The 22,474-nt window shown below is 47.0% G+C and carries 22 protein-coding genes; 14 read left to right on the forward strand and 8 right to left on the reverse strand.

The features are described 5' to 3' along the window. Positions 1-24 precede the first annotated feature (24 nt). A complete protein-coding gene (locus C6Y45_RS04085) occupies positions 25-228 on the forward strand; it encodes a hypothetical protein (RefSeq protein ID WP_107583751.1) in 204 nt (67 codons plus the stop codon). A 467-nt stretch (positions 229-695) separates the two neighbouring features. Here C6Y45_RS04085 and rpsD read toward each other — a convergent pair whose 3' ends face one another. The 3 genes from rpsD to hisJ all read right to left on the reverse strand — a co-directional run bounded on the left by rpsD (position 696) and on the right by hisJ (position 2,990). Continuing rightward, a complete protein-coding gene (gene rpsD / locus C6Y45_RS04095; RefSeq protein ID WP_107583753.1) occupies positions 696-1,298 on the reverse strand; it encodes a 30S ribosomal protein S4 in 603 nt (200 codons plus the stop codon). Positions 1,299-1,634: 336 nt separating this feature from the next. After that, complete coding sequence (locus C6Y45_RS04100) at positions 1,635-2,114, reverse strand: GAF domain-containing protein (protein ID WP_107583754.1); 480 nt, start codon at positions 2,112-2,114, stop codon at positions 1,635-1,637. 48 nt (positions 2,115-2,162) lie between these two features. Next, the gene (hisJ, locus tag C6Y45_RS04105; protein WP_245922538.1) at positions 2,163-2,990 is read right to left on the reverse strand and encodes a histidinol-phosphatase HisJ; all 828 of its coding nucleotides are present in this window, start codon (positions 2,988-2,990) and stop codon (positions 2,163-2,165) included. 252 nt (positions 2,991-3,242) lie between these two features. On the opposite strand from hisJ, the gene C6Y45_RS04110 reads away from it, so the two are divergent. The 4 genes from C6Y45_RS04110 to C6Y45_RS04125 all read left to right on the forward strand — a co-directional run bounded on the left by C6Y45_RS04110 (position 3,243) and on the right by C6Y45_RS04125 (position 9,193). Further along, positions 3,243-4,931 carry a septation ring formation regulator EzrA gene (locus C6Y45_RS04110; RefSeq protein ID WP_107583756.1) on the forward strand — a complete coding sequence of 563 codons (1,689 nt, stop codon included), beginning with the start codon at positions 3,243-3,245 and terminating at the stop codon, positions 4,929-4,931. Between the two features lie 180 nt (positions 4,932-5,111). Then, on the forward strand, positions 5,112-6,260 hold the full coding sequence (locus C6Y45_RS04115; RefSeq protein ID WP_107583757.1) for a cysteine desulfurase family protein: 1,149 nt from the start codon (positions 5,112-5,114) through the stop codon (positions 6,258-6,260). Beyond that, positions 6,250-7,455: a tRNA uracil 4-sulfurtransferase ThiI gene (gene thiI / locus C6Y45_RS04120; RefSeq protein WP_107583758.1), complete on the forward strand. Its 1,206-nt coding sequence runs from the start codon at positions 6,250-6,252 to the stop codon at positions 7,453-7,455. Before C6Y45_RS04115 ends, thiI begins: the two co-directional genes overlap by 11 nt. Positions 7,456-7,603: 148 nt before the next feature. Then, entirely contained in the window at positions 7,604-9,193 is a 1,590-nt protein-coding gene (locus C6Y45_RS04125) for an amidohydrolase (protein ID WP_107583759.1), read from the forward strand. 44 nt (positions 9,194-9,237) lie between these two features. Here the strand turns inward: C6Y45_RS04125 and C6Y45_RS04130 are convergent, their stop codons facing one another. Next, a complete protein-coding gene (locus C6Y45_RS04130; RefSeq protein WP_107583760.1) occupies positions 9,238-10,044 on the reverse strand; it encodes an NAD kinase in 807 nt (268 codons plus the stop codon). Between the two features lie 116 nt (positions 10,045-10,160). Between C6Y45_RS04130 and sppA the strand changes: the two genes are divergently transcribed. The 5 genes from sppA to C6Y45_RS04155 all read left to right on the forward strand — a co-directional run bounded on the left by sppA (position 10,161) and on the right by C6Y45_RS04155 (position 14,837). Next, positions 10,161-11,147, forward strand: a complete 987-nt coding sequence (gene sppA, locus C6Y45_RS04135) for a signal peptide peptidase SppA (protein WP_107583761.1) — start codon at positions 10,161-10,163, stop codon at positions 11,145-11,147. An 11-nt stretch (positions 11,148-11,158) separates the two neighbouring features. Then, a complete protein-coding gene (locus C6Y45_RS04140) occupies positions 11,159-11,713 on the forward strand; it encodes an RDD family protein (RefSeq protein WP_107583762.1) in 555 nt (184 codons plus the stop codon). 52 nt (positions 11,714-11,765) lie between these two features. After that, on the forward strand, positions 11,766-12,263 hold the full coding sequence (gene tpx / locus C6Y45_RS04145; RefSeq protein WP_107583763.1) for a thiol peroxidase: 498 nt from the start codon (positions 11,766-11,768) through the stop codon (positions 12,261-12,263). Between the two features lie 203 nt (positions 12,264-12,466). Continuing rightward, complete coding sequence (locus C6Y45_RS04150; RefSeq protein WP_107583764.1) at positions 12,467-13,453, forward strand: class I SAM-dependent methyltransferase; 987 nt, start codon at positions 12,467-12,469, stop codon at positions 13,451-13,453. A gap of 193 nt (positions 13,454-13,646) precedes the next feature. Continuing rightward, positions 13,647-14,837, forward strand: a complete 1,191-nt coding sequence (locus C6Y45_RS04155; protein WP_107583765.1) for an acetate kinase — start codon at positions 13,647-13,649, stop codon at positions 14,835-14,837. Between the two features lie 177 nt (positions 14,838-15,014). Here the strand turns inward: C6Y45_RS04155 and C6Y45_RS04160 are convergent, their stop codons facing one another. Further along, entirely contained in the window at positions 15,015-15,485 is a 471-nt protein-coding gene (locus C6Y45_RS04160) for a universal stress protein (protein ID WP_107583766.1), read from the reverse strand. 187 nt (positions 15,486-15,672) lie between these two features. On the opposite strand from C6Y45_RS04160, the gene C6Y45_RS04165 reads away from it, so the two are divergent. Further along, positions 15,673-16,440: an SDR family oxidoreductase gene (locus C6Y45_RS04165; protein WP_107583767.1), complete on the forward strand. Its 768-nt coding sequence runs from the start codon at positions 15,673-15,675 to the stop codon at positions 16,438-16,440. A gap of 127 nt (positions 16,441-16,567) precedes the next feature. Here C6Y45_RS04165 and C6Y45_RS04170 read toward each other — a convergent pair whose 3' ends face one another. Beyond that, positions 16,568-17,668 carry a M24 family metallopeptidase gene (locus C6Y45_RS04170; protein ID WP_107583768.1) on the reverse strand — a complete coding sequence of 367 codons (1,101 nt, stop codon included), beginning with the start codon at positions 17,666-17,668 and terminating at the stop codon, positions 16,568-16,570. A gap of 118 nt (positions 17,669-17,786) precedes the next feature. Here C6Y45_RS04170 and C6Y45_RS04175 point away from each other — a divergent pair, with 118 nt between their 5' ends. Beyond that, positions 17,787-18,470, forward strand: a complete 684-nt coding sequence (locus tag C6Y45_RS04175) for a metal-dependent hydrolase (protein WP_107583769.1) — start codon at positions 17,787-17,789, stop codon at positions 18,468-18,470. Positions 18,471-18,523: 53 nt separating this feature from the next. Here the strand turns inward: C6Y45_RS04175 and C6Y45_RS04180 are convergent, their stop codons facing one another. Beyond that, positions 18,524-19,207 (reverse strand): hypothetical protein, encoded by a 684-nt coding sequence (locus C6Y45_RS04180; protein ID WP_107583770.1) that lies wholly within the window; start codon positions 19,205-19,207, stop codon positions 18,524-18,526. A gap of 244 nt (positions 19,208-19,451) precedes the next feature. Between C6Y45_RS04180 and C6Y45_RS04185 the strand changes: the two genes are divergently transcribed. Beyond that, complete coding sequence (locus C6Y45_RS04185; protein WP_107583771.1) at positions 19,452-20,759, forward strand: DRTGG domain-containing protein; 1,308 nt, start codon at positions 19,452-19,454, stop codon at positions 20,757-20,759. Between the two features lie 308 nt (positions 20,760-21,067). Here the strand turns inward: C6Y45_RS04185 and C6Y45_RS04190 are convergent, their stop codons facing one another. Then, complete coding sequence (locus C6Y45_RS04190) at positions 21,068-21,364, reverse strand: YtpI family protein (protein WP_107583772.1); 297 nt, start codon at positions 21,362-21,364, stop codon at positions 21,068-21,070. Positions 21,365-21,456: 92 nt separating this feature from the next. On the opposite strand from C6Y45_RS04190, the gene C6Y45_RS04195 reads away from it, so the two are divergent. After that, positions 21,457-22,404, forward strand: coding sequence for a DHH family phosphoesterase (locus C6Y45_RS04195; protein WP_245922540.1), 948 nt, complete (start codon positions 21,457-21,459; stop codon positions 22,402-22,404). The last annotated feature ends 70 nt before the right edge of the window (positions 22,405-22,474 follow it).

Raw genomic sequence — 22,474 nt, forward strand, 5'->3', positions numbered from 1 at the left:
ACTTTATAGAAGGAGGTGGCATACATGGAACATTATCCTGCAGAAAGAGAAATTTACGTGAAAGGAAACCGCTACTTTGCCGTGGAGATCTGGGAAGAATCGGACGGATTCCACGCCTACGCGGTGGAGCTCGCTGAAGAAACAAGCCGCGGGGTCTTCCGCAGAGGAGATAAAAAAGAAGAAGCCTGCGAAGATGCTGTCGAAACATTGTATAAGTACAACTTTTAATAAAGCATCGTAATGCTTTTTCGAAAAGACTTTACTAAAAAACGGCTCCGGATATTTTACCCGGGGCCGTTTTTAGTGTTGATTAAGTTTTTTATCGGAATAATTATTCCGGTGTATCGGTCTCTAGTGTGCTCCGCCGTGCCGTGGGAGCTTCCTGGGTAATAAAGGACGAGCTGAAGAGCCAATGTGTCTTCCTTTTTTGAAGAATACTCAGCAGCCAGAAGCGAAACCAGTCAACGTTCGTTTCTTTCGGCTGTGTGAAGCCACGCTTTTTAAAAGAAATCATTGGAGGATAGGGCGCAGCCTGTCCGAAAATCTTTTCCACGGCAGGCCGGTTGGAAGCGAAGTGTTTCTCCAGCCGTCAGCGAACTCAGCTTTTATTTATATGACTGCCTGATTGTTTGATGTATACATAAAAAAGAGCACTGAACAGAATAAGTTCTGTCCAGTGCTCTGGAAAAGAGGTATTAACGGGAATACCACTCAACGATAAGCTGTTCATTGATTTCTGCAGGAAGTTCAGAACGCTCAGGAAGGCGTGTGAATGTTCCTTCGAACTTTTCTGCATCAAATTCAAGGTAGGAAGGAACGAAGTCGTTCACTTCTACAGCTTCTTTTACAACGTCCAGGCTCTGGGATTTCTCACGAAGAGAAATCTTTTGGCCGGGAACAACACGGTAGGACGGGATGTCCACTCGTCCGCCGTCCACAAGAACGTGTCCGTGGTTAACGAGCTGACGCGCCTGACGACGTGTACGGGCAAGGCCTAAACGGTAAACGAGATTGTCGAGGCGGGATTCAAGAAGAATCATGAAGTTCTCCCCATGAATTCCGTCACGCTTGCCGGCAATTTCAAAGAGACGGTTGAACTGACGCTCTGTCATGCCGTAAAGGAAACGAAGCTTCTGCTTCTCCTGAAGCTGAAGTCCGTATTCCGTCATCTTTTTGCGGGAATTTGGACCGTGCTGACCTGGTCCGTAAGGGCGCTTTTGAAGTTCTTTTCCTGTACCGCTAAGAGAAATTCCGAGGCGGCGGGAAATCTTCCAGCTTGGTCCTGTGTATCGAGACATAATTATTCCTCCTAAAAAATATATAAAATTAGTGAAATAAACAGATCGTAATCCTGGTCTTTCAGACATTTCATTTTAGGCATCTTCGCCTCGACAGCTAGAGGTTACGCAATACCCCTCGATCTTTGCGGGAATGAAATGAACTGCAAGCCGTTTACGCTGGCTGTCTTATTTGCACAAACTACAGTGTACCTATTTCGGACGAAGATGTCAAGGTCAGGATAGGAAAAGAAGAAGCTGCCCCCCGGAAATGAGAAGGGGGGCAGCTCCAGACAATGCAGATTTTTCAGATGAACTCTTTAAAAGACATTCAGCGGGAGAAAAACAGGCTTCCTGCTATAAATGTTTTTCCAGTGTACGGGCAAAGTGACCGATTCCTTCTTCGTCTTCTGAGGTAAATCGGTCTTTATCCGGACTGTCGATATCCAAAACTCCAAAAAGTGATCCATTTTTAAAAAGAGGCACGACGATTTCAGAGTTGGAAGCAGCGTCGCAGGCAATGTGGCCCGGAAAAGCGTGGACATCAGCGACCCGCATCGTTTTTTCTTCTTTAGCAGCTGTACCGCACACTCCTTTGCCGTAGGAAATGCGCACACAGGCAGGGAGTCCCTGAAACGGCCCGAGGATCAGCTGTTCTTCCTTCCATACATAGAAACCTGTCCAGTTGACGTTTTCCAGGAACTGATGAAGCAGTGCAGAAGCATTGCTTAAATTCGCTGTCGTGTCAGATTCACCATCCAGCAGAGCATCCAGCTGTTTTGCCAGAAGATGATACCTTTCCAGAAGTGAACCTTTATAGTCTGTAGTTTCAAACATCCTCATCATCCTTTGACAGTTATTTTCGAAAGTATAGCATAGAGACGTCTACTCGGGAAAGCGATGTTTCTCAACATATTCAGAGATCTGCTCATAGTCAGCACCGACGTCTCCACTCTGATGGGCATCGGATCCGAAGGTGAGAGGAATACCTCTGGAAGCGGCTTCTTTAACGAAAGGAAGTGGAGGGTATATTTCCCTGCAGTGGCGTTTTCTGAGACCGGCAGTATTGATGTCGAGGGAACAGCCTTCAGCTGCAGCTGTATCGAGGACGTCCCGGATCATTTTCGTGTCAACGAAAGTACGGGGGAAAAGTTTTTGGAATTTCCGTACAAGAGTGATATGGCCGATTCGTTTCGGTTTATAGGCGCCAAGGTCGGATGTGATGGACTTTCTTACCGTGCGGTAGTAGTCAGAATAAAGATTTTCCAGGGATCCAAAGTATTCTTTAAGATGACGGAAAGCATGCTCGTCAAAGTCAAGGCATGTATAGCCGCTGCCGCTGCGGAGAAAATGGACAGACAGCACGGCATCATCCAGCTCCGGACCAATCTCCCGAAGGAAATCGGCGGTCTGAGCCTCGTATCCTTCTATAAAGTCAATTTCCAGACCGGTGAGAATTTCGATGTCCTTTCTATAGAACTGTTTTAATTTCTGTATCTCCCCGATATAATAAGGAAGGTCCTTTTTTCTCATAGCACTGTCCTGGTCCGGTACCGGATCCTGAAAGCCTTCCGGAAGCGGGGCATGTTCAGTGAAGGTAAGCCTTTGAAAACCATTCCTGACAGCCTCTTCCACGTAACTCTGAAGGCTGTCTGTGCTGCCATGGGGGCAGTAAGGGGTATGAATGTGGCCGTCGTGGATCATATATAACATCCTTTCCTTAAAGAAGGCACTTAAGCAGGACGGAATGAGTGCCACTGTAAAATTATTTTTGAAATAAGATTCTTACTGCTGTAAAAAAAGAAGAAGGAATTTTAAGAAATCATATAATAAATTATTCCAATCAGCTGTTGTCATGATAAGATAGAGAATAGATTGTCTGCTTTGTGTCATTATGAACTTACTACATATATTACGTCAATATCTGCAGGATGCCGGGGCGTCTGCAGGTTGGAGGAGGTCCGCATGAATTTTGTTATATACACAATAATCATTCTGCTTATTTTAATCGTTGCTTACGGAGCCTGGTCACGGAGACAGATTTACCGTGACGTAGATAAGCTGGGGAACCGTAAAGCCGAACTGTTGAACAGGCCGGTCGGAGAAGAGCTTGAACGGGTAAAAGCACTTAAGCTCTCCGGGGAAACGGAGGAACGTTTTGAGCAGTGGCGTGGTGAATGGGATCAGCTCGTCCGAATTCAGCTTCCCTATATTGAAGAAAAGCTGTTCGAAGTAGAGGAGCTTGCCAATAAGTATCGATTTCCTAAAGCGCAGAGCGAAATTAAAGAAACAAAAAAAGCGCTCGATGAAATTGAAAATCATATCGACGCCCTCATTGAAGAAGTGAATGAACTGGTCGACATCGAAGGAACCAACCGGGTGGAAAGCCGGGAACTCACAGCGGTGTATGAAGAGATCCGCCGGAGGCTTCAGGTGGATCGGGAAGAACTGGACCAGGCGGCAGACACTATCGAGAACGAGATGGAAAAAGTCGATCGGAAATTTGAAGCATTTTTACAGGAAACCGAAGAAGGTAATTACTTCAATGCCCAGGAAACACTTGCTGCCATTAGAGAAATGCTTACGAGCATGAATTATATGACAGAAGCAGTGCCTGAGCGTCTGATGTACGTACAGCGCGACCTTCCTTCTCAGGTGGAGGAACTGGATAACGGCCTGGACGAAATGGCGATGAGCGGTTTCCCTGTGCATTTATATTCCAGTGAGGATTTGATTGAAGGTCTTAAAGAGCGGGTAAAAGAAGCGGAAACTTCTCTTTTTGATCTGCAGCTGGAAAAAGCTCAGGAAATAATTACGAGCGTGGAGGAAACACTGCAGGAAATGATGGAAAAACTGGAACAGGAAGCAGTCGTCCGCAACGAAGTGGAACAGGAATTTTCCACTCAGAAGAGCCGTATGTACCAGGTTCCGGAGCAGCTGCAGCGACTCGTGCAGGAGCAGGAAGTGGTGAAGCTGCGTTATCAGCTTCATTCGTCCCTGGAGCTTGAAGTAAATGATTTTTTTGCGCGTATGAAATCCTTAAAAGCAGATTTTGCTGCGCTCGAAGATGCGGCAGCGCTGAAAAGAATGACATATACTGACATACACAATCAGCTGGAAGTCTGGAAAGAGGAAATTACTCAGCTTGAAGCAGATATAGAGCAGATGTATGCCAACTTCAACAAACTTCGTCAGGATGAACTCGATGCAGAGGATATCATTGACGAAGATGCTGAAAGGGTTACGAAAGTACGCCGCGCCCTGAGCCGCTCTTCTCTTCCTAAAATTCCGGATATTACGTTGGAGCAGGTGAAGGAAGCAGAGAGAAAGCTTTATTATGCAGCAAAACTCCTGGATTCTCTTCCTATCGGTATGGAAGACGTCCGTAAGGCAGTAGCGGAAGCAGACGCCCAGACAGAGCATGCCGAAGAGGCCGTTAACAAAATGCTTGAAGACGCAAGAATGGCTGAGCGGGTGGTGCAGTACGGCAACAGGTACCGTACGCAGAATGATAAAGTGAACATTCTTCTGCTTCAGGCAGAAGACCGGTTCCGTCAGGGATATTACGAAGAGTCGCTGGAACTGGCTGTAGCCGGCGTGGAAAAAGTCGAGAAAAACGTGCTGGAACGTATAAAAAAAGATGAGCTGAAATAAACGAAAATATATTAAGGACAAATATGGAAGGTTCAGGACAAATGCAGTCCTGGACCTTTCTTTATTGATCGGCTCTGTTAAAGCTTCATATGGAGATCAGGGCTCTTTCTGCTGTTCAAAAAGAGGAGAATGTGATACGATCATTCGTTGAATAGAGCTAAGAAAAGGGGCAGCGCTTCTATGATTTATCTTGATAACAGTGCAACGACCAGACCTTGGAGAAGTGTACTGGACACGTATATAAAAGTATCGGAAAGTTATTTTGGCAATCCATCTTCTCTTCACCCGCTCGGTGGGGAAGCCGATAAGCTGCTTGACCAGTCAAGGGCACAGACAGCCTCTCTTCTCGGAGTGAATAAAAAAGACATCATTTTCACTTCCGGGGCCACGGAGGCGAACAATCTGGCAGTCAAAGGGGCGGCGGAAGCAAGAAAACATCAGGGCAGCCACATTATTACAACGTCCGTGGAACATCCTTCTGTTCTTGAAGCAGCAGCGGCCCTTGAACAAAAAGGATGGGAAGTTACGAGACTGAGTCCGGACAAAAATGGGGAAATCAGTCCGGAGCAGGTGGAGGAAGCACTCCGGATGGATACGGTTCTTGTTTCCTGCATGCACGTAAACAATGAAACAGGAAGTATCCTCCCTGTGGAAAAAATCGGGGAATGTTTAAAAAAGCACCCTAAAGTTCTTTTTCATGTTGATTATGTTCAAGGCATTGGAAAAGTACCGCTTTCGATGACGGAAAGCAGAATCGATCTTTTAACAATTTCCGGACATAAGTTTCACTGTGTTAAAGGAACAGGCGTCCTTGCTGTCCGTCGTGGCAGGCTGGAGCCGCTGTTTCACGGAGGAACACAGGAAAACAGACTCCGGGCCGGTACGGAAAACACGGCGGGAGCTGCAGCACTTGCAAAAGCAATGCGCCTGCTGCTGGATGGAAGCAGAGAGGCCGCAGGCCGGATGAGATCCCTCAACCTGCTGCTTGAAGAAAAGCTGAGTGAATGGAAAGGGGTCGAAATTAATTCTCCGAAAAACAGAGCACCGCATATTCTTAATTTTTCTGTAGCAGGAATCAAGCCGGAAACAGTAGTTCAGGCGCTCGCTCAAAAAGAGATTTATATATCAACAACTTCGGCATGTTCATCAAAGCAGGGGTCCGGGAGCCGGGTGCTTCAGGCTATGCCGCTTCCAAAAGAACGATCGGAAACGGCATTGAGAATTTCTTTATCTGAAGAAACAACCCGGGAAGATATTGATGCTTTTTTACTGGCTTGGGAAGAAATTTATGAAACGACAGCAAGAAAGGGGAAACAATATGAAATATGATCTATTACTGATCCGTTATGCAGAGCTGTCGGTAAAAGGAAAAAACCGCAAAAAGTTTGAACGTCAGCTGCAGAATAATATTCGGGAGGCGCTCCGGGATTTTCCCGAGGCAAAAGTGTTCCGGACGTATGGAAGAATGTACGTGGAGCTGAAGGGGGCACCGCTTCACGAAGTAACTGAAAGACTAAGGGGAATTTTCGGTATTTCTTCTTTCAGCCCGGTAATACGGGAAAAACTTGAAGAAGAAGCGGTGATGGAGGCCGCCCATCGTGTAACGGAGGACAGCCTCCCGGACGGTGGAAGCTTTAAAGTCTCTGTCCGCAGAATTAATAAGGATTTTCCCACCGGCTCCCAGGAAATGAATCAGAAAGTCGGGGGATACGTTCTGCGCCGTATGGAAAAACTCCGGGTGGATGTCAAAAACCCGGACGTTGAAATAAGCATCGAAATACGGGATGAGGCCGCGTATGTGTCAGGAGAAGTAATCCGTGGGGCGGGAGGATTTCCTGTCGGAAGCGGAGGCAGGGCACTGCTTCTTCTTTCCGGAGGTATCGACAGCCCTGCAGCCGGGTGGCTTGCAATGAAGCGCGGGGTTACGGTGGAAGCAATTCATTTCCACAGCCCCCCCTACACGAATGAGCGTGCTAAACAAAAAGTGGAAGAACTCGGAAACATTCTTTCGCAGTACGGTGGTAACATTAAGCTCCACATCGTACCTTTTACGGAAGCGCAGCTTGCCATCCATAAACAGATTCCGGATAACTGTGAGATCACGGTAATGAGAAGATTTATGCTGCGTATAGCGGAGGAAACGGCGCGCAGACGCGGAATTATGGCGCTCGTCAACGGAGAAAGTCTTGGACAGGTGGCGAGTCAGACGATGGAAAGCATGTATACAATTAATGAAGTCACTTCCATGCCGGTCCTTCGTCCACTCGTGACGATGGACAAGCTGGAAGTGATCGATATTGCCCAGAAAATTGGCACGTACGAAACGTCGATTCTTCCTTATGAAGACTGCTGTACAATATTCCTGCCTCCGGATGCCAAAACTCGTCCAAAACTCGAGAAAATTCAGTATTACGAAAGCTTTCTTGATGTCGATTACTATGTGCAGAGAGCAGTGAAAGGAATTGAAACGATCGAGCTGACAGGCATCAGCCGGGAAACAGAAGAAATAAACGAACTGCTTTAACTTACCGATCTGTATTCAAAAGCTGCCCTTGAGGAGGGCAGCTTTTGTTATTCATTCCGGGTCAGGCAAGCCGGCTTCTTCTCCTTTTACTTGCGTCCGTACTTTTCTCCAAGCATAATAAAAATATGGATCGAAAGGGGAGGATTAGATGGGAACACTTTGGTTTGGAGGCACTGTGCGCCCCCTGACCGACAGCAGTGCAGTTGCGTCTGCTGTGTTTACCGAGAATGGAATGGTTGAGGACACGGGAACAGAGGAGGATCTGCGCCTCCGCTGGCAGGAAAAGATTACAGAAGAAATAAATCTTCAGGGAGGTACGATGTATCCGGGCTTTACAGACAGTCATCTACATATTATCGGTCATGGGGAAAAACTGTTAAAGCTGGATGTATCGACCGTAAAAAGTATCGCAGAGCTGAAAAGGATACTAACTGAAAAAGCCGAAAAAACACCGGCAGGAGAATGGGTGCTGGCAGAGGGCTTCAATGAGAACCTGTATGAAAACTGCACTGTCCCCGACCGCAGTATTCTGGATGATATTACCGTGGATCATCCCGTGATGCTTACCCGTGTCTGCCGGCATGCGATGGTCACTAATTCCACCGGGTTGAAGCTTGCAGGAATTACGGAAAAAACAGTTGAACCGGAAGGAGGTATCATCGTAAAGGATACAGACGGCCGTCCGACAGGCTATCTCCACGACCAGGCTCAGGAACTGCTGAAGCCTGTACTTCCTCCTGTAGACCGTTCCTATGTGAAGCGGGCACTGGAAGTTGCTCTTATGGATCTTCACCAAAACGGATTTACAGGAGGGCACACCGAAGATCTTTTTTATTATAATGCCCCCTCAGAAACGCTTGATGTTTTTTACGAAGTAATTAATCAGCAGAATAAGTTCCGGGCAAACCTGCTTGTACATCATGAGGCGGCGGAGGAAGTTTTCGCTCATGCTGAAGAACATCCGTACGTTACTTTAGGATCTGTGAAGATTTTCGCGGACGGTGCACTGGGTGGGAGGACGGCTTTTCTGAAAGAGCCGTACAGTGACGATCCTTCCACAAAAGGGGTAGCTATTCATGCCCGGGAGGAACTGGAAAGACTCACCGCAGAAGCTAGAAAATCCGGCATGCCCGTTGCTGTTCATGTGATCGGCGATGCAGCACTTGATTATGCAGTCGGAGCATTGGAAAAATATCCGGTTCCTGAAGGGAAAAGAGACCGGCTGATTCATCTTCAGGTAACAGACCGCGAGCTGCGGAATCGTCTTCGAAAACTTCCGGTAGTGCTCGATATTCAGCCCCGCTTTACAGTCTCCGACTTTCCGTGGGTGGAAGAACGTCTCGGACGCAAGCGCCTGAAAGACTCTTTTGCCTGGAAAACATTTTTGGAAGAAGGGCTGATGTGCGCGGGCGGCTCCGATGCACCGATAGAACCGGTTAATCCGCTGCTTGGCATTCATGCAGCAGTAACGAGAAGAAGTCCGGAAGAAAACCACGAAGACTATATGCCGGAAGAGAAGCTCTCATTGTACGAAGCGCTGCAGCTGTTCACATCCGGCGGAGCGAAAGCTGTATCCGAGGAAAATGTGAGCGGGTTGATACAGAAAGGATACCGGGCCGACTTTACAGTTTTAAATACAGATTTGTTCAGCAGCGAACCTGATGAATGGCTCAACAGCTCTGTACTGATGACTGTAGTAGACGATACCGTTGTTTATGACACACGCCGCAGGAAATAAAAAAAGGACGCCGGGTCATAACGGCGTCCTCTCGGCAGATGTTCCTATTCCAGAAAGCTGCGTTTCAGCTTGTTGGCAAACAGGTTGTCTTTCATCTTCAATGTTTTAACAACCCGATCGGAAACTTTCACATTAATATGGCGGCTGTGACGTATACCCATTGCTTCGTTGTCAATACCGATGATTGGATGATCGTTTCCGTCCTGTACGACTTTCAGCGTCAATTCCCGGCCTTTGCTGAGTACAAGGGGGGAACCGAGCGTACGGTACTGATTGTTGTTGACAGAAGCCATTTCCGTCAGCTGCATAGCCGGAAGTTTTGGATCAACGACCGCGCCGCCGAGGGATTTGTTATAGGCGGTACTGCCAGTAGGGGTCGATACAAGCAGTCCGTCTCCCCGGAAAGTTTCGAAATGAAGATTATCCAGGTAAACATCGACTACAAACGTTTTAATAATATTGGAACGTATAGTTACCTCATTTATGCAGTGGAAACTTTTCAGCCCGTCAATCGTAACTTCAAGGGTGGGATAGCGAAGCACCTCGACCATGTCCATATCTGACTGCATTGCAAGTTCCAGGCGCGTTAGATCGCTGGTTGTAAAGTCCGTATAAAAGCCGAAGTCTCCATCATTCACACCGATATAAAGAGCGTCTTCCCGGAAGCGCGTTTTCTGCAGGGCCTGCAGGAACGTCCCGTCGCCTCCAAAGCTCGCAATAATATTTGCATCTTTTGGATCCTCGACAAGGTTAAAATCGTATTTCCGGCCAAGCTCACGGGCTTTTTGCACTTTTTCTTCCAGTTCGTCTGTTTTTTTGTAGAATAAATAAACATTTTTTCGGTCAGACATAGCGGCGCGACTCCCTTTCTGTCTCAGATTTCTTTTGGTTGAACACACTTCTATCATATCAAATCAGGACAGGATCCGCAGTAATATTAGTATTTACTTAAAGGAGGAAATAATTTATGAATGGAAAGCGATGGATTGCTCTCGGGGCTGTGGCCCTCATCATTCTCGCGGCAGGAGCCTTCCGCTTCGGCACAGCACTGTTTCAGACAGACACAGAGGATTTTTTAGCTGGTGCCGGAGGAGAGGAAATGTCCGAACGTGTAACAGAGCAGGGAACAGACACAGGTAAAATTGCCGTCATTCACCTTGATGGTGTTATCCAGGCAGGAGGCGGCGGAGTTCTTGGCGGAGGATATGATCATCAGCTTCTGCTCGATCAATTTGACCACGCTGCGGCCGATCCGGAAGTGGAAGGAATTGTTTTCCGCGTGAATACACCTGGTGGAGGTGTCGTAGAAAGCGATGAAATTCACGATAAGGTGCAGGAAGTACAGGAAGAATACGGCAAGGACGTATATGTTTCCATGGGAAGTCAGGCAGCAAGCGGCGGTTACTTCGTTTCTGCACCGGCAGAAAGGATTTACGCCAACGGCCAGACAATTACCGGCTCACTCGGTGTTATCATGCAGTCATTCAATGTGTCCGAGCTGGCTGATAATCTTGGGATCAGTGATCAAACAATTAAAAGCGGGGAATTTAAAGACATTATGTCCGCTACCCGTGAGATGACAGACGACGATGAAGAAATTCTTCAGTCGATCGTTGATGACGCCTATACGCGCTTTGTTGATGTGATTGAAAACGGCCGTGATCTGAGCCGGGAAGAAGTAGAGAATCTGGCAGACGGCCGGATTTACACCGGAAACCAGGCAGCCGAAAATGGGCTTGTGGATGACGTGGGAAATCTGGATGATACGATCGGGGCAATGAAAGAAACCCTCGACCGGGATCCTGATGTTGTCGAATATGAGCGCGGATTCAATATGGGGCAGTTTTTCGGCATGACGGCAGATACACTGCTTGAACACCGCCGTGTGGATGAATTGGCCGCCTGGCTGGAGCTTAACCAGGGACCGCAGCTTATGTACCTTTACACGGATTGAGGTGAAGCAGAATGACAGAAGAAACAGTTGCAGAAGAAAAAGTTAATGTACAGAACGAGCCGCAGACAGCGGTAAAAGAATATTTACGCGCCGGTTTTTGGATGAGGCTCTGGGCTTACACCGTTGATATTCTTGTGACAGGATCGCTCAGCGCAGCACTTGTCGGCCTTTATTTCGTGCTGACAGGGGGAGCCGATCTGAATCTCCTGACCTTTACAGCGAGCGGGCTGCTGAGCGCTTTGATTACATTTGGGTATTTTATTTTACTGACAAAGTTTTTTGGCCAGACTCTCGGGAAAATGCTTTTCGGAATCCGTGTTATTTCGAGAGACAAAGAAGAACTGACATGGCTCGATGTTATTTTCAGAGAGTTTGTAGGACGTTTTCTTCATCGTTTCCTTTTTGTAACGAATATTCTTTATCTCGTCGTAGCATTTCATCCGGAAAAACGCGGCATACACGATTTTCTTGGAAACTCGATAGCCGTTCTTGAAAAGAGGGAAACGGTAACAGTGGGGCCGAAACCGGAAGAACGTGTTCGGACAGAAGACCCGGCCGTGCAGTAAAGCAGTAAAGTATGTTAAGGTAAACAGAGATATTTTAAAGGAGGCAGATAAGATGAGCCAGGTAACATTTAAGCAGAACCCAGTAACATTATCCGGAGAAGGAAAAGCAACAGGTGATAAAGCACCATCCTTTAAAGTACTCGCAACAGATCTTTCTGAAGTAACACTGGAAGAAGCAGAAGGTAAAAAACTGCTTATCAGTGTCGTACCTTCTATAGATACAGGCACGTGCGATAAACAGACGCGCCGTTTCAATGAAGAAGCTGCCGGTGTTGAAGGTGCAGAAGTATGGACCATCAGTGCAGATCTTCCTTTCGCTCAGCGCCGCTGGTGTGCAGCTGCCGGTCTGGAGGATGCGAAAGTTTTCTCCGATCACCGGGAGCTGGATTTCGGTGATAAATTTGGAGTAATTATTGACGAGCTGCGACTTCTTTCCCGTTCTGTATTCGTTATCAACGAAGCGGGGGAAATCACGTACTCTGAAGTCGTCTCTGAAGTATCAGAGCATCCGGATTATGACAAAGCCGTTGAAGCATTAAAACAGGCGTAGGTACTCTCTTTAAAAAAACATCCAGGAAGTCGGCGGTCATATCCGCCGGCTTCCGTCTGTTTATAAAGTGATTTTATACATAGGCAGTCGATTCCCTGTTTCTGTCCCGGGCGGCTTTTATAAAGTACTCCAGCCTTTCAGCTGGAAGAAAAACGTGTTATCCTTTATCGTTGGAATAAACAGCAGAGAAATGAGGGATCAAGATGGAAGAATCGACAAATACAGAAAAATATCACCACGTACTGGATCAGGGAGCAGAGCTTCTTCAAAAAGAAGAAGACAGCCTGTACCTGGAAGCTCTCGGCAGTATGGGGGAAATATTATTTCAGCAGGAAATTCCGGAAAATTTCAGCAGTGATTCCAGGAAAAAACTAACGGAAATCATGCAGCAGCTTCCGTCAGAGGTTCACCGGGAAGAAATCCGCCGTGCGGTGCAGCTGGCAGTGCTCAAAGGCATGAAGGAAGCCACGCAGCCCCACCATGCCCTGACTCCGGATGCGGTGGCTCTGTTCATCGGGTATTTGCTGGATAAAATATTAACGAAAGAAACAGAAGATCCGCTCGTGATTTTTGATCCGGCGGCAGGAGCAGGCAATCTCATGACAGCTGCTTTGAATCAGCTTTCCAAGAACGCTCATTTTATCGGGGCGGAACCGGACGAAACGCTCCTTAAACTTGCTTACGTTAATGCCAATCTGCAGGAGCATTCAGTGGATTTATTCCATCAGGACAGTGTGTCCTCTCCTGCAGTTGATAATCTGCACGCTGTTGTTTCTGATCTCCCGGCGGGTTATTATCCGGATGACAAAACAGCGGCTGATTTCAAGACAGCGGCTGACTCGGGCCATACGTATGTTCACCATCTGCTTATTGAAAAAAGTCTGCAGCATGTCCGGGAAGGTGGTTTTTTAATTTTCCTTATCCCAAACGGTCTGTTTCAGTCAGAACAGGCTGACAAGCTTCAGGAAATGCTGAAGCAGAAAGCGGATATTTATTCGGTGCTGCAGCTGCCGCAGACAATGTTTAAGTCCAGGGAAGCGGGGAAAAGTATTCTCATACTACGCCGAAAGAAACAGGGGATTGTTCCACCGAAACAGGCACTGCTCGCAGAGCTTCCTTCGTTTACGAGAGAAGCGGCGCTAGCCGATATGATGCAGCGGATTTCTGCGTGGTTCGACGAACATTTGTAGGAACTAAAATATTCCATCTGTTTCAAAGATTGACGTTGAATACGATTACAACATCTTTATAATTCTGAAAACGCTGCTATGTAAGGATTTTTTATGTTTACTGTGTTATAGTTGGTTTTATAAAAAAGATAATACAGATGTTGTGTACAGGTGGTTTATCTCGTACACACACTATAAAGGAGCGGTGAACAGAATGGCTAAAATAATGGCGATCAATGCCGGCAGTTCTTCTTTAAAGTTTCAGCTGCTGGAAATGCCTGAAGAAAAAATCGTGACAAAGGGCCTTGTTGAACGGATCGGAATGGACGATGCCGTTTTTGCGATTGAAGTAAATGGGGAAAAGAAAAAGGAAACACTGAAAATTACAGACCACGCTCAGGCAGTGAAAATCCTCCTGGACAAACTGACCCGCTATCATATTATCGAGTCGCTGAACGAAATAGAAGGAATCGGACACCGTGTGGTTCATGGCGGAGAGAAATTTAACGATTCTGTATTAATTACAGACGAAGTAATCGCAGGTATCGAAGAAGTTTCGGAGCTTGCTCCGCTTCACAATCCGGCTAATCTGACCGGAATTCGTGCTTTTAAAGAAGTGCTGCCTGATGTTCCGGCAGTAGCGGTATTTGATACGGCATTTCATCAAACAATGCCCGAGGAGTCCTATTTGTACAGCCTTCCGTACGAGTATTACGAAAAGTACGGTATCCGGAAGTACGGCTTCCACGGAACATCCCATAAGTATGTGTCCGAACGAGCGGCGGAGCTGTTGAACCGTCCTGTGGAAAATCTTCGTCTTATTTCATGCCACCTCGGTAACGGTGCTTCTATTGCAGCAATTGAAGGCGGCAAGTCGATTGATACCTCCATGGGCTTTACGCCGCTTGCTGGGGTAACGATGGGAACCCGTTCCGGAAATATCGATCCGGCCCTTATTCCATATATTATGGAGAAGGCGGATCTTTCAGCAGAAGAAGTAATGGATGTGCTTAACAAGCGGAGTGGAATGCTCGCTCTATCCGGATTTTCCAGTGACCTCCGTGACATTGAAGAACAGGCGTCAGAGGGCAATGAACGTGCGCGTCTTGCACTGGAAGTATTCACTTCCCGTATTCATAAATATATCGGTTCCTATGCTGCCCGTATGCACGGACTGGATGCCGTTGTATTTACAGCAGGAATCGGAGAAAACAGTGATGTAATACGTGCTCAAGTACTGAAAGGTCTTGAATTTATGGGAATATACTGGGACCCGGCACTGAATAAAATTCGTGGTCAGGAAGCGTTTATTAACTACCCGCATTCTCCAGTGAAAGTAATTGTTATCCCGACGAATGAAGAAGTAGTAATTGCCCGTGACACGATGCGTCTTGGCAGCCACTGATAAAAAATTATCAGCTGAAGACCAGCCCCACGGCAGGCTCGGTAAGAGAAGGAGTCTATACTCGGACTGGAATAAATATTCTAAAACGATCATTTAATCAACAAGCTGAAAAAACCCCCTCATAATGAGGGGGCCTTTTTTACGATATAGGAAGAAAATAATTGGTTGTTCCGGTTATCAGGCGTCGTTACCGGCTCCTGCTTGTTCTGTTTCAGTACGGACAATTAGAACGTCACAGGCAGCGTGGCGCGTGATATGCTCTGAAACGCTCCCGATAAGGAAACGTTCTACAGCGTTAAGCCCGGTGGCACCGGTTACAATTAAATCCACGTTATGTTTTTTTGCAACGTCCTTTGCGATTTTCACTTTCGGGGAACCATAGTCAAGCACGAGCGTGACATCCGTAACACCTTCTTTTTCAGCAAGGGCTTTATACTCATTGAGCATATCCTTGGCATACTGCTCAGCCTCTGAAAAAATTGTTCTGTCGTAGTGCTCTACCGATGCGAAAGTACGGGTGTCGACAATGTGGGTTAAAAGCAGCTTTGCTTCATGGTCTTTAGCCATAAGGGCGGCTTTCCGGAATGCTCTTTTTGCTTCGTCGGAACCATCAACTGCAACGAGAATTGTGTTATAACGGATAGACAAGACGATCTCCTCCCCATAATTACAATTTGATCTCCTAAAGGGATATTTAGGAAATCTTTCTACATATCATTATCCCATAATTATGAAAATTAAACTAGTGTTATTTTCCAGCTCCGAGTATATCAGTTGAGAACGAAGGCTCTTTATATCACAATAAGTATTAGAAAGCTAACTTGTAAAGGTGGGAATGTCCGTGCGCCATGCGATTATTACAGCCGGGACAAAGGGGTTGGGAAAAAAGGTGACAGATGCGCTGCTGGAGAAAGGGTATTCTGTTACAGTCAACTACCGGTCCGATGAAAAAACAAAGGATGAAAGAAAAGAAGAATGGGCTTTTTACAAAGACAGGATCCAGTTTGTGCAGGGGGACGTTCAAAATAAACGGGACCTGGAGCGTCTGACCGAAGCGGCAGTTTCTCGTTTCGGCAGAATCGATCTGCTGATTCTGAATGCCGGTCCGTACATTTTTGAGCGGAAGGCGCTTGCTGATTATGAAGAGGCAGAATGGCACAGTATGATTAACGGCAATTTAAATGCGGCTTTTTATATGCTTAAGCTTGTAGTTCCTATTATGCGCAAACAACAGTTCGGCCGTATTGTTACGTTTGGTTTTCAGGGGGCTGATCATTCACCGGGGTGGCTCTTCAGGGCTGCATTTGCTGCCTCCAAGGCAGGCCTTACTTCCTTAACGAAATCTGTTTCCATTGAAGAAGCCCCAAATGGAATTACAGCGAATATGGTATGTCCGGGAGAGATACTCGGGGAGATGAAAGAAGGAAGTATAGCAGATTCCAAAAAGCTTCCTGATGAACGCACACCGGTTGGGAGGTCCGGAACGGGGGAGGACATTGCGAGGACTGTGCTCTTTCTGACAGCTGATGATGCTGATATGATCACAGGGAGTGTTGTGGAAGTGACCGGAGGAATGGACGTTCTTCATAAACACCGTTCCTGAGCTGAGACCTCTCTTGAATTAGTGAAAGAGGACCGGGTGTGACGAATCAGCGCCCCCCCCCCCGTTGAAGGCTTTGCTTCCTTCAGCGGGGGGGATTACGTCCGTTGTTTGGATATATTCAGTATCTTTATTTTTCAGATGGGATAACCTGGAGCTCTTTTGGATAAGTAGTCAAAATGCGGCTGCCTTCTGCTGTTACATGCAGGTCATCCTCAATTCTTACACCAAACTGTCCCGGCAGATAAATTCCCGGTTCGATAGTAAAAGCCATTCCTTCTTCCAGAATACGGGTGTTTTCCTCATTCATCGAAGGCAGCTCGTGAACTTCTATACCGATGCCGTGACCGATCCGGTGTGGGAAAAAACTGCCAAACCCGGCCTGTTCTATCACCTCCCGGGCAGCTTTGTCGAGATTTCCTGCGGCGGTACCCGGCTTTACGAGAGAAAGTGCTGCCTCCTGTGCTTCAAGTACCGTATTGTATACGGTCCGCTGTTTTTCTGTTGCGTGATCGAAAAAGACCGTTCTTGTAATATCAGAGGCGTATCCCTGCCAGATGACCCCTAGATCAAAAAGGACGCTGTCACCTTTTTGCAGTGTTCTGGAGCCGGGGTTTCCGTGGGGATCGCCGCCTTTTTCCCCGAATAATACCATCGTCGAAAAAGACATTTCCCTGATGCCGCGTCGTTTCATTTCGAATTCGACTGCTGCTACAACTTCCATTTCCGTGACGCCTTCCTTTAAATGAGCGATACCGGTTTTGATTCCGATGTCAGCAAAAGCAGCAGCTTCCTGCATCAATTGCAGTTCATCCGGCTCTTTAATAAGTCGCTGCTCAAGCAGAAGGGCATCTGCCTGGGCAAATTCGGCCTGCGGGACAGTTTCTTTCCATTTTTCCAGCCGCGCCCAGGATATGGAGGATTCCAGTGCAATTTTCCGTGTTGGAATACTGGCTTCCTGAAGATACTCCCCGATTTTCACCCATGGATCTTCGGAGTCAGTATATCCGATTACCGGACCGTCCGTAAAAACTTCTTCGATTTGATGAACTTCCATCGAAGGACAAACGACGGCAGTCCCTCCGTTTTTGAAAACAAGGGCTCCGAGCAGTCTCTCATGGGGATCGGCATCAAAGCCTGTCAGATAAAACACGTTCGGTCGTGTCTGGACCATTAAAATATCCCAGTCAGCGGCACTCATATACTCTTGAATCGATTGTATGCGGGGCATTGATAAACTCCTTTCAGATTGGCAGTTACGGCTATCATATCATAAACCTATGCATATCTGACCGGGAAACAGGGTAAGGGAAGTTGTGAATATTATTTACAGAAGGAGTGGGAAAGTCATGAAAGTATCCTATCACGGACATTCTGTCGTCAAAATCGAAACGAACGGTACGAATATTTTTATTGATCCTTTTATAACAGGCAACGAAACAACAGACTTGAAAGCGGATGACACAAAAGCTGATGTGATACTTCTTACACATGGGCACAATGATCACGTCGGCGATACGGTGGAAATGGCGAAACGAAACGATGCACTCGTCGTAGCGCCTTTCGAACTGGCCACATACCTCGGGTTCCAGGGAGTAAATGCCCATCCGATGCATATCGGTGGTAAACATGAATTTGCTTTTGGACGTGTTGAACTTACTCAGGCCTTTCACGGTTCTGCGTATACAGAAGAGGAAAACCAGCGCATCGTGTATACAGGCATGCCTGCAGGTATTGTCTTCACTGCCGAGGGAAAAACGATATATCATGCTGGAGACACCGGCCTGTTCTCTGATCTGAAGCTGATTGGTGAAAAGCATAATATTGATCTTGCCTTCCTGCCTATTGGAGATAACTTCACGATGGGGCCGGAAGACGCCGCGCTCGCTGCGGAATGGGTGAAAGCTGATAAAGTTGTGCCGATCCATTTCAATACGTTCCCTGTTATTGAGCAGGATCCGCAGGCTTTTGTAGATTCACTTAAAAACACCGAGGGAATTGCCATGAAAGCTGGGGATGAACTGGAATTGTAAAAAACTGATAAAAAGCTTCCCGGTTATTTTCCGGGAAGCTTTTTTTAGCCGGATCAGGGCATAGGGTCGTCAGGAAATGGGGAATCATTGTTTTCAAGTGAATACAGCACTTCTTCACTGTATCTGTGGGCTGCAGAAACTGTTTCGTCTTCCTCTTCGGCATACTTTTCCTGAAGGACCGGGTAGAGCTCCTCCCAAATGACCGTGCGTGCGACATGATCTCTGTCAAATTCCATAAAAAATTCCTCGAGTGTCATATCGAGGCCGTCTGCCATACCGCGTATGGAAGCCGGTGTATTTGTTTCATACAGCTCGATCTGATAGGAAGCTTCTTCTTCAATCATTTCTTCGGATACTTCCACTCCGTAATATTCTTCTGCGTAGGCACGCCATTCTTTTTCAAACCGCATTCGTTCCCTTGCAAGATCGAGCATATCCTCTGTCGTCCAGTTTTCGTTATATTCGTGCATCTGAATATAATAACGGATGAACCATTTCTCCAGGTTCTCCCGCTCATAAGTAAATAGAGGTGCTGCATCCTGAAACACATCACGTGCTTCTTCGGTCATGGAGGCGTAATGAGCAGCCGTAAAGCTGACTTCCTGTTCCCCGAAAATCAGTTCCACGGTGTCATCTTCATCTGCGTTAACTGGTTCGGACGGATCTTCCCCACTGCAGGCGGCAGCAAAGAGGAGAGCGGAAAAAGCAGTCAGCAGGAGCAGGCGCGGCTGGGGCATAATACTAACCCTCCTGTCATCGTGTGTTTATATTTACTCATTATACCCTTTTTAAAGATCAAATATCGGCAAATATATAATTGATTGTAAAAATCTCAATTTTTCTGTAATGAGGCCGGCTTCTGCCAGCTGGAAGACAGCCGGAAGCTACTTGAAGTATGCGTTTCAACCCCGTATACTTGTGTTAGTACAGAAGGCTGGAGGAAGACTAAACAGTTTATGAAAAAGGATGTGTCGCCTTACTATGACAAAGCATGAGCAGATATTACAGTTTATAAGATCTCTGGAAGTCGGGTATAAAATATCCGTCCGCCATATAGCGAAAGAGCTTCACGTGAGTGAAGGAACGGCTTACCGTGCGATCAAAGACGCAGAAAATCAAGGACTCGTCAGTACGATAGAACGGGTGGGGACGATCCGGATAGAAAAGAAGCAGAAAGACAACATCGAAAAACTGACGTTTGCAGAAGTAGTGAAAATTGTAGAAGGGACCGTACTCGGCGGCCGCAATGGATTATATAAAACATTAAATAAATTTGTTATCGGGGCCATGAAGGCGGAAGCGATGATGCGGTACGTGGAAGCCGGGAATCTGCTTATCGTCGGAAACCGGGAGCAGGTGCACCGGATGGCGCTGGAGGAAGGATCAGCCGTGCTCATTACCGGCGGGTTTGATGCAAGGGAAGAAGTGAAGCAGCTGGCTGACGAAAGAAACCTCCCTGTCATTTCGACCTCCTACGATACGTTTACAGTAGCCACGATGATCAACCGGGCGATTTATGACCAGCTGATTAAAAAAGAAATAATATCGGTGGAAGATATTTTAATTCCCCTGGACCGTACGGATCATCTGACGACAAACAACACGGTGGAAAAATACCAGTCGCTGAATCATCAGACCGGGCACAGCCGTTATCCAGTCATGGACGAAGACGGGAAGCTGCAGGGGATGGTTACAGCAAAAGATGTGATGGGCTCCAGCCCGTTCACAGAAATCGAGAAAGTGATGACGAAACATCCGATAACTGTTACAAGGCAGACGTCTGTAGCTTCCGCTGCCCATATGATGGTATGGGAAGGTATTGAAATGCTTCCGGTTATCGATTCGTCCCGGCAGCTGATCGGTGTCATCAGCCGGCAGGATGTGCTGAAAGCTCTGCAGATGATTCAGCGTCAGCCTCACATCGGTGACACGATTGAAGACCTTGTGACGCGTCATCTGGAGGATAAATCAGAAGGCCGTAAAGCCCATTACCAGCTGGAAGTAACTCCGCAGATGACAAGCCATCTCGGGACAATCTCCTACGGGGTTGTGACGACGATCGTAACGGAATCCGCGAGCCGTGTGCTTCGAAAATATAAAAAAGGAGATCTGGTGGTGGAAAACCTTACTCTCTTTTTCATGAAGCCGGTACAGATTGATGCACTTATCCATATTTATCCACACGTTCTGGAAGTAGGGCGGAAGTTCGGTAAAGTCGACGTGGAGCTTTACTATGATGACCAGATCGTCGGCAAAGCAATGCTTATGGCCCAGCTGATCGACCGGTAACATCCGGGTGAAAGCAGTTTGAACATCTCATGCTTTCCCCTGGAAATGAAAACAGCTGTCTAAAAAAACTAATTATTATAAAGGTTGAACTTACTGTCCTGCTGTAGTGGACATGGGGGCTACAGGGCTAATAAAAGCGATCCGAAGATCCATCTCGACCGGCTGGTAGGAAGAGATTAGCTGAGGTCGTCCCGCCTGGAAAGCTTCTACATAGAAACGAAAGCGGCTGTTTAAAGAAACTAACTATTATATAGAATAGATTTAATCAGCACATTCAGGCCCGTCACCTGAAAGGGACGGGCCGGGTGTTATTTTTCTTTTCTTTCCTGGAGAGCAAGCGGCTTGAAATGCTGATGCCGTTTAATACCGAAGTACAGGTTCACGCCTCCCAGCACGAGGAAAATAAGACCGACGACTGCAGCGGTAGTCGTCTGGAGATTGATATAGCTGTTTACACCGAACGTAATGATAAAAATGCTCAGGGCTATCGTTGCCTTTGCGCTGTAAAGCTCTCTCTCCCCGGGACCTTTTGTCCGGAGCTGAAGCACCTTAAAGTAAACGAACAGGACGAGGGAGGCGACTAAAAATACTGGAAAAATAACCATTATGTATACTCCTTTATAATTGATAGATCACGGTCTAATTGTAGCGGAGTCTGTATCATGGTGCAACTGAAGGAATTAATGGAGGGAAAAGAATGTCAGATAAAATAATGGAGAACATATGGAAAGCGGTCTTCGACTTTGAAACAATAATTATTCACCGCCACGTCCGGCCGGATCCGGACGCTGTAGGCTCGCAGGCCGCTCTGAAAGAAATGATCACTGCTTCCTGGCCTGAGAAAAAAGTGCTGCTTGCAGGTGAAACGCAGCAGTCCTTGACGTTTCTGGCGGAGATGGATCCAGTGCAGCCCGAAGATTACAAGGAAGCTCTCGTCATTGTATGTGATACGGCAAATACCGCCAGAGTCGACGGAGAAGGGTGGGACAAAGGTGAAAAGCTGATAAAAATTGATCACCACCCGGAAGTGGAGCGCTACGGCAATTACCAGTGGGTGATGACAGAAGCAAGTTCTACATGTGAAATGCTTTTTCTTCTCGCTGAACAGCTTGATGTGCCTCTGACGGACGAAGCGGCAAGGCTGTTATACGCCGGCATCGTTGCCGATACCGGAAGATTTCGATTTCCGAATACTACTGCGGCTACGTTCTCGAGTGCCGGTAAACTTATAGGCTATAACTTCGACCGAAGCAGCCTTTTGAACGAAATGGAGGAAAAATCGCAGGAAATTCTCCGTTTGGAAGGCTATGTGCTGTCCACCGTGGAGGTAAGTGCCAATGGCGCAGCCCAGGTTATTCTCACGGAAGACACACTCCGGAGATTTTCTGTAACAGCAGAGGATACTGCTGCGGTAGTCAACAGCTTTTCTACTTTAAAAGGTTTGAAAGCCTGGGTCTTTTTTGTAGAAGAGCCGGATGTCATACGTGTGCGCATGCGCTCCAAAAAGCCTGAAATTCATGAGCTTGCAGCGGATCATCAGGGCGGGGGCCATCCGATGGCCGCCGGGGCTAAAGCAGAAAGCTGGAAAGAAACCGAAGAGATTTTTCAAAAGCTCGATATTCTCTGCAGAGAGACTGCCTTGTAAATAAATTTTTGGGAAATTAAGCAGAAGCTTACCGGCTGAGCGGACAGAGAGTTTTCAGCTTATTGGATAA

The organism is Alkalicoccus saliphilus (assembly GCF_003044065.1).
Classification (GTDB): Bacteria; Bacillota; Bacilli; order Bacillales; family Salisediminibacteriaceae; genus Alkalicoccus; species Alkalicoccus saliphilus.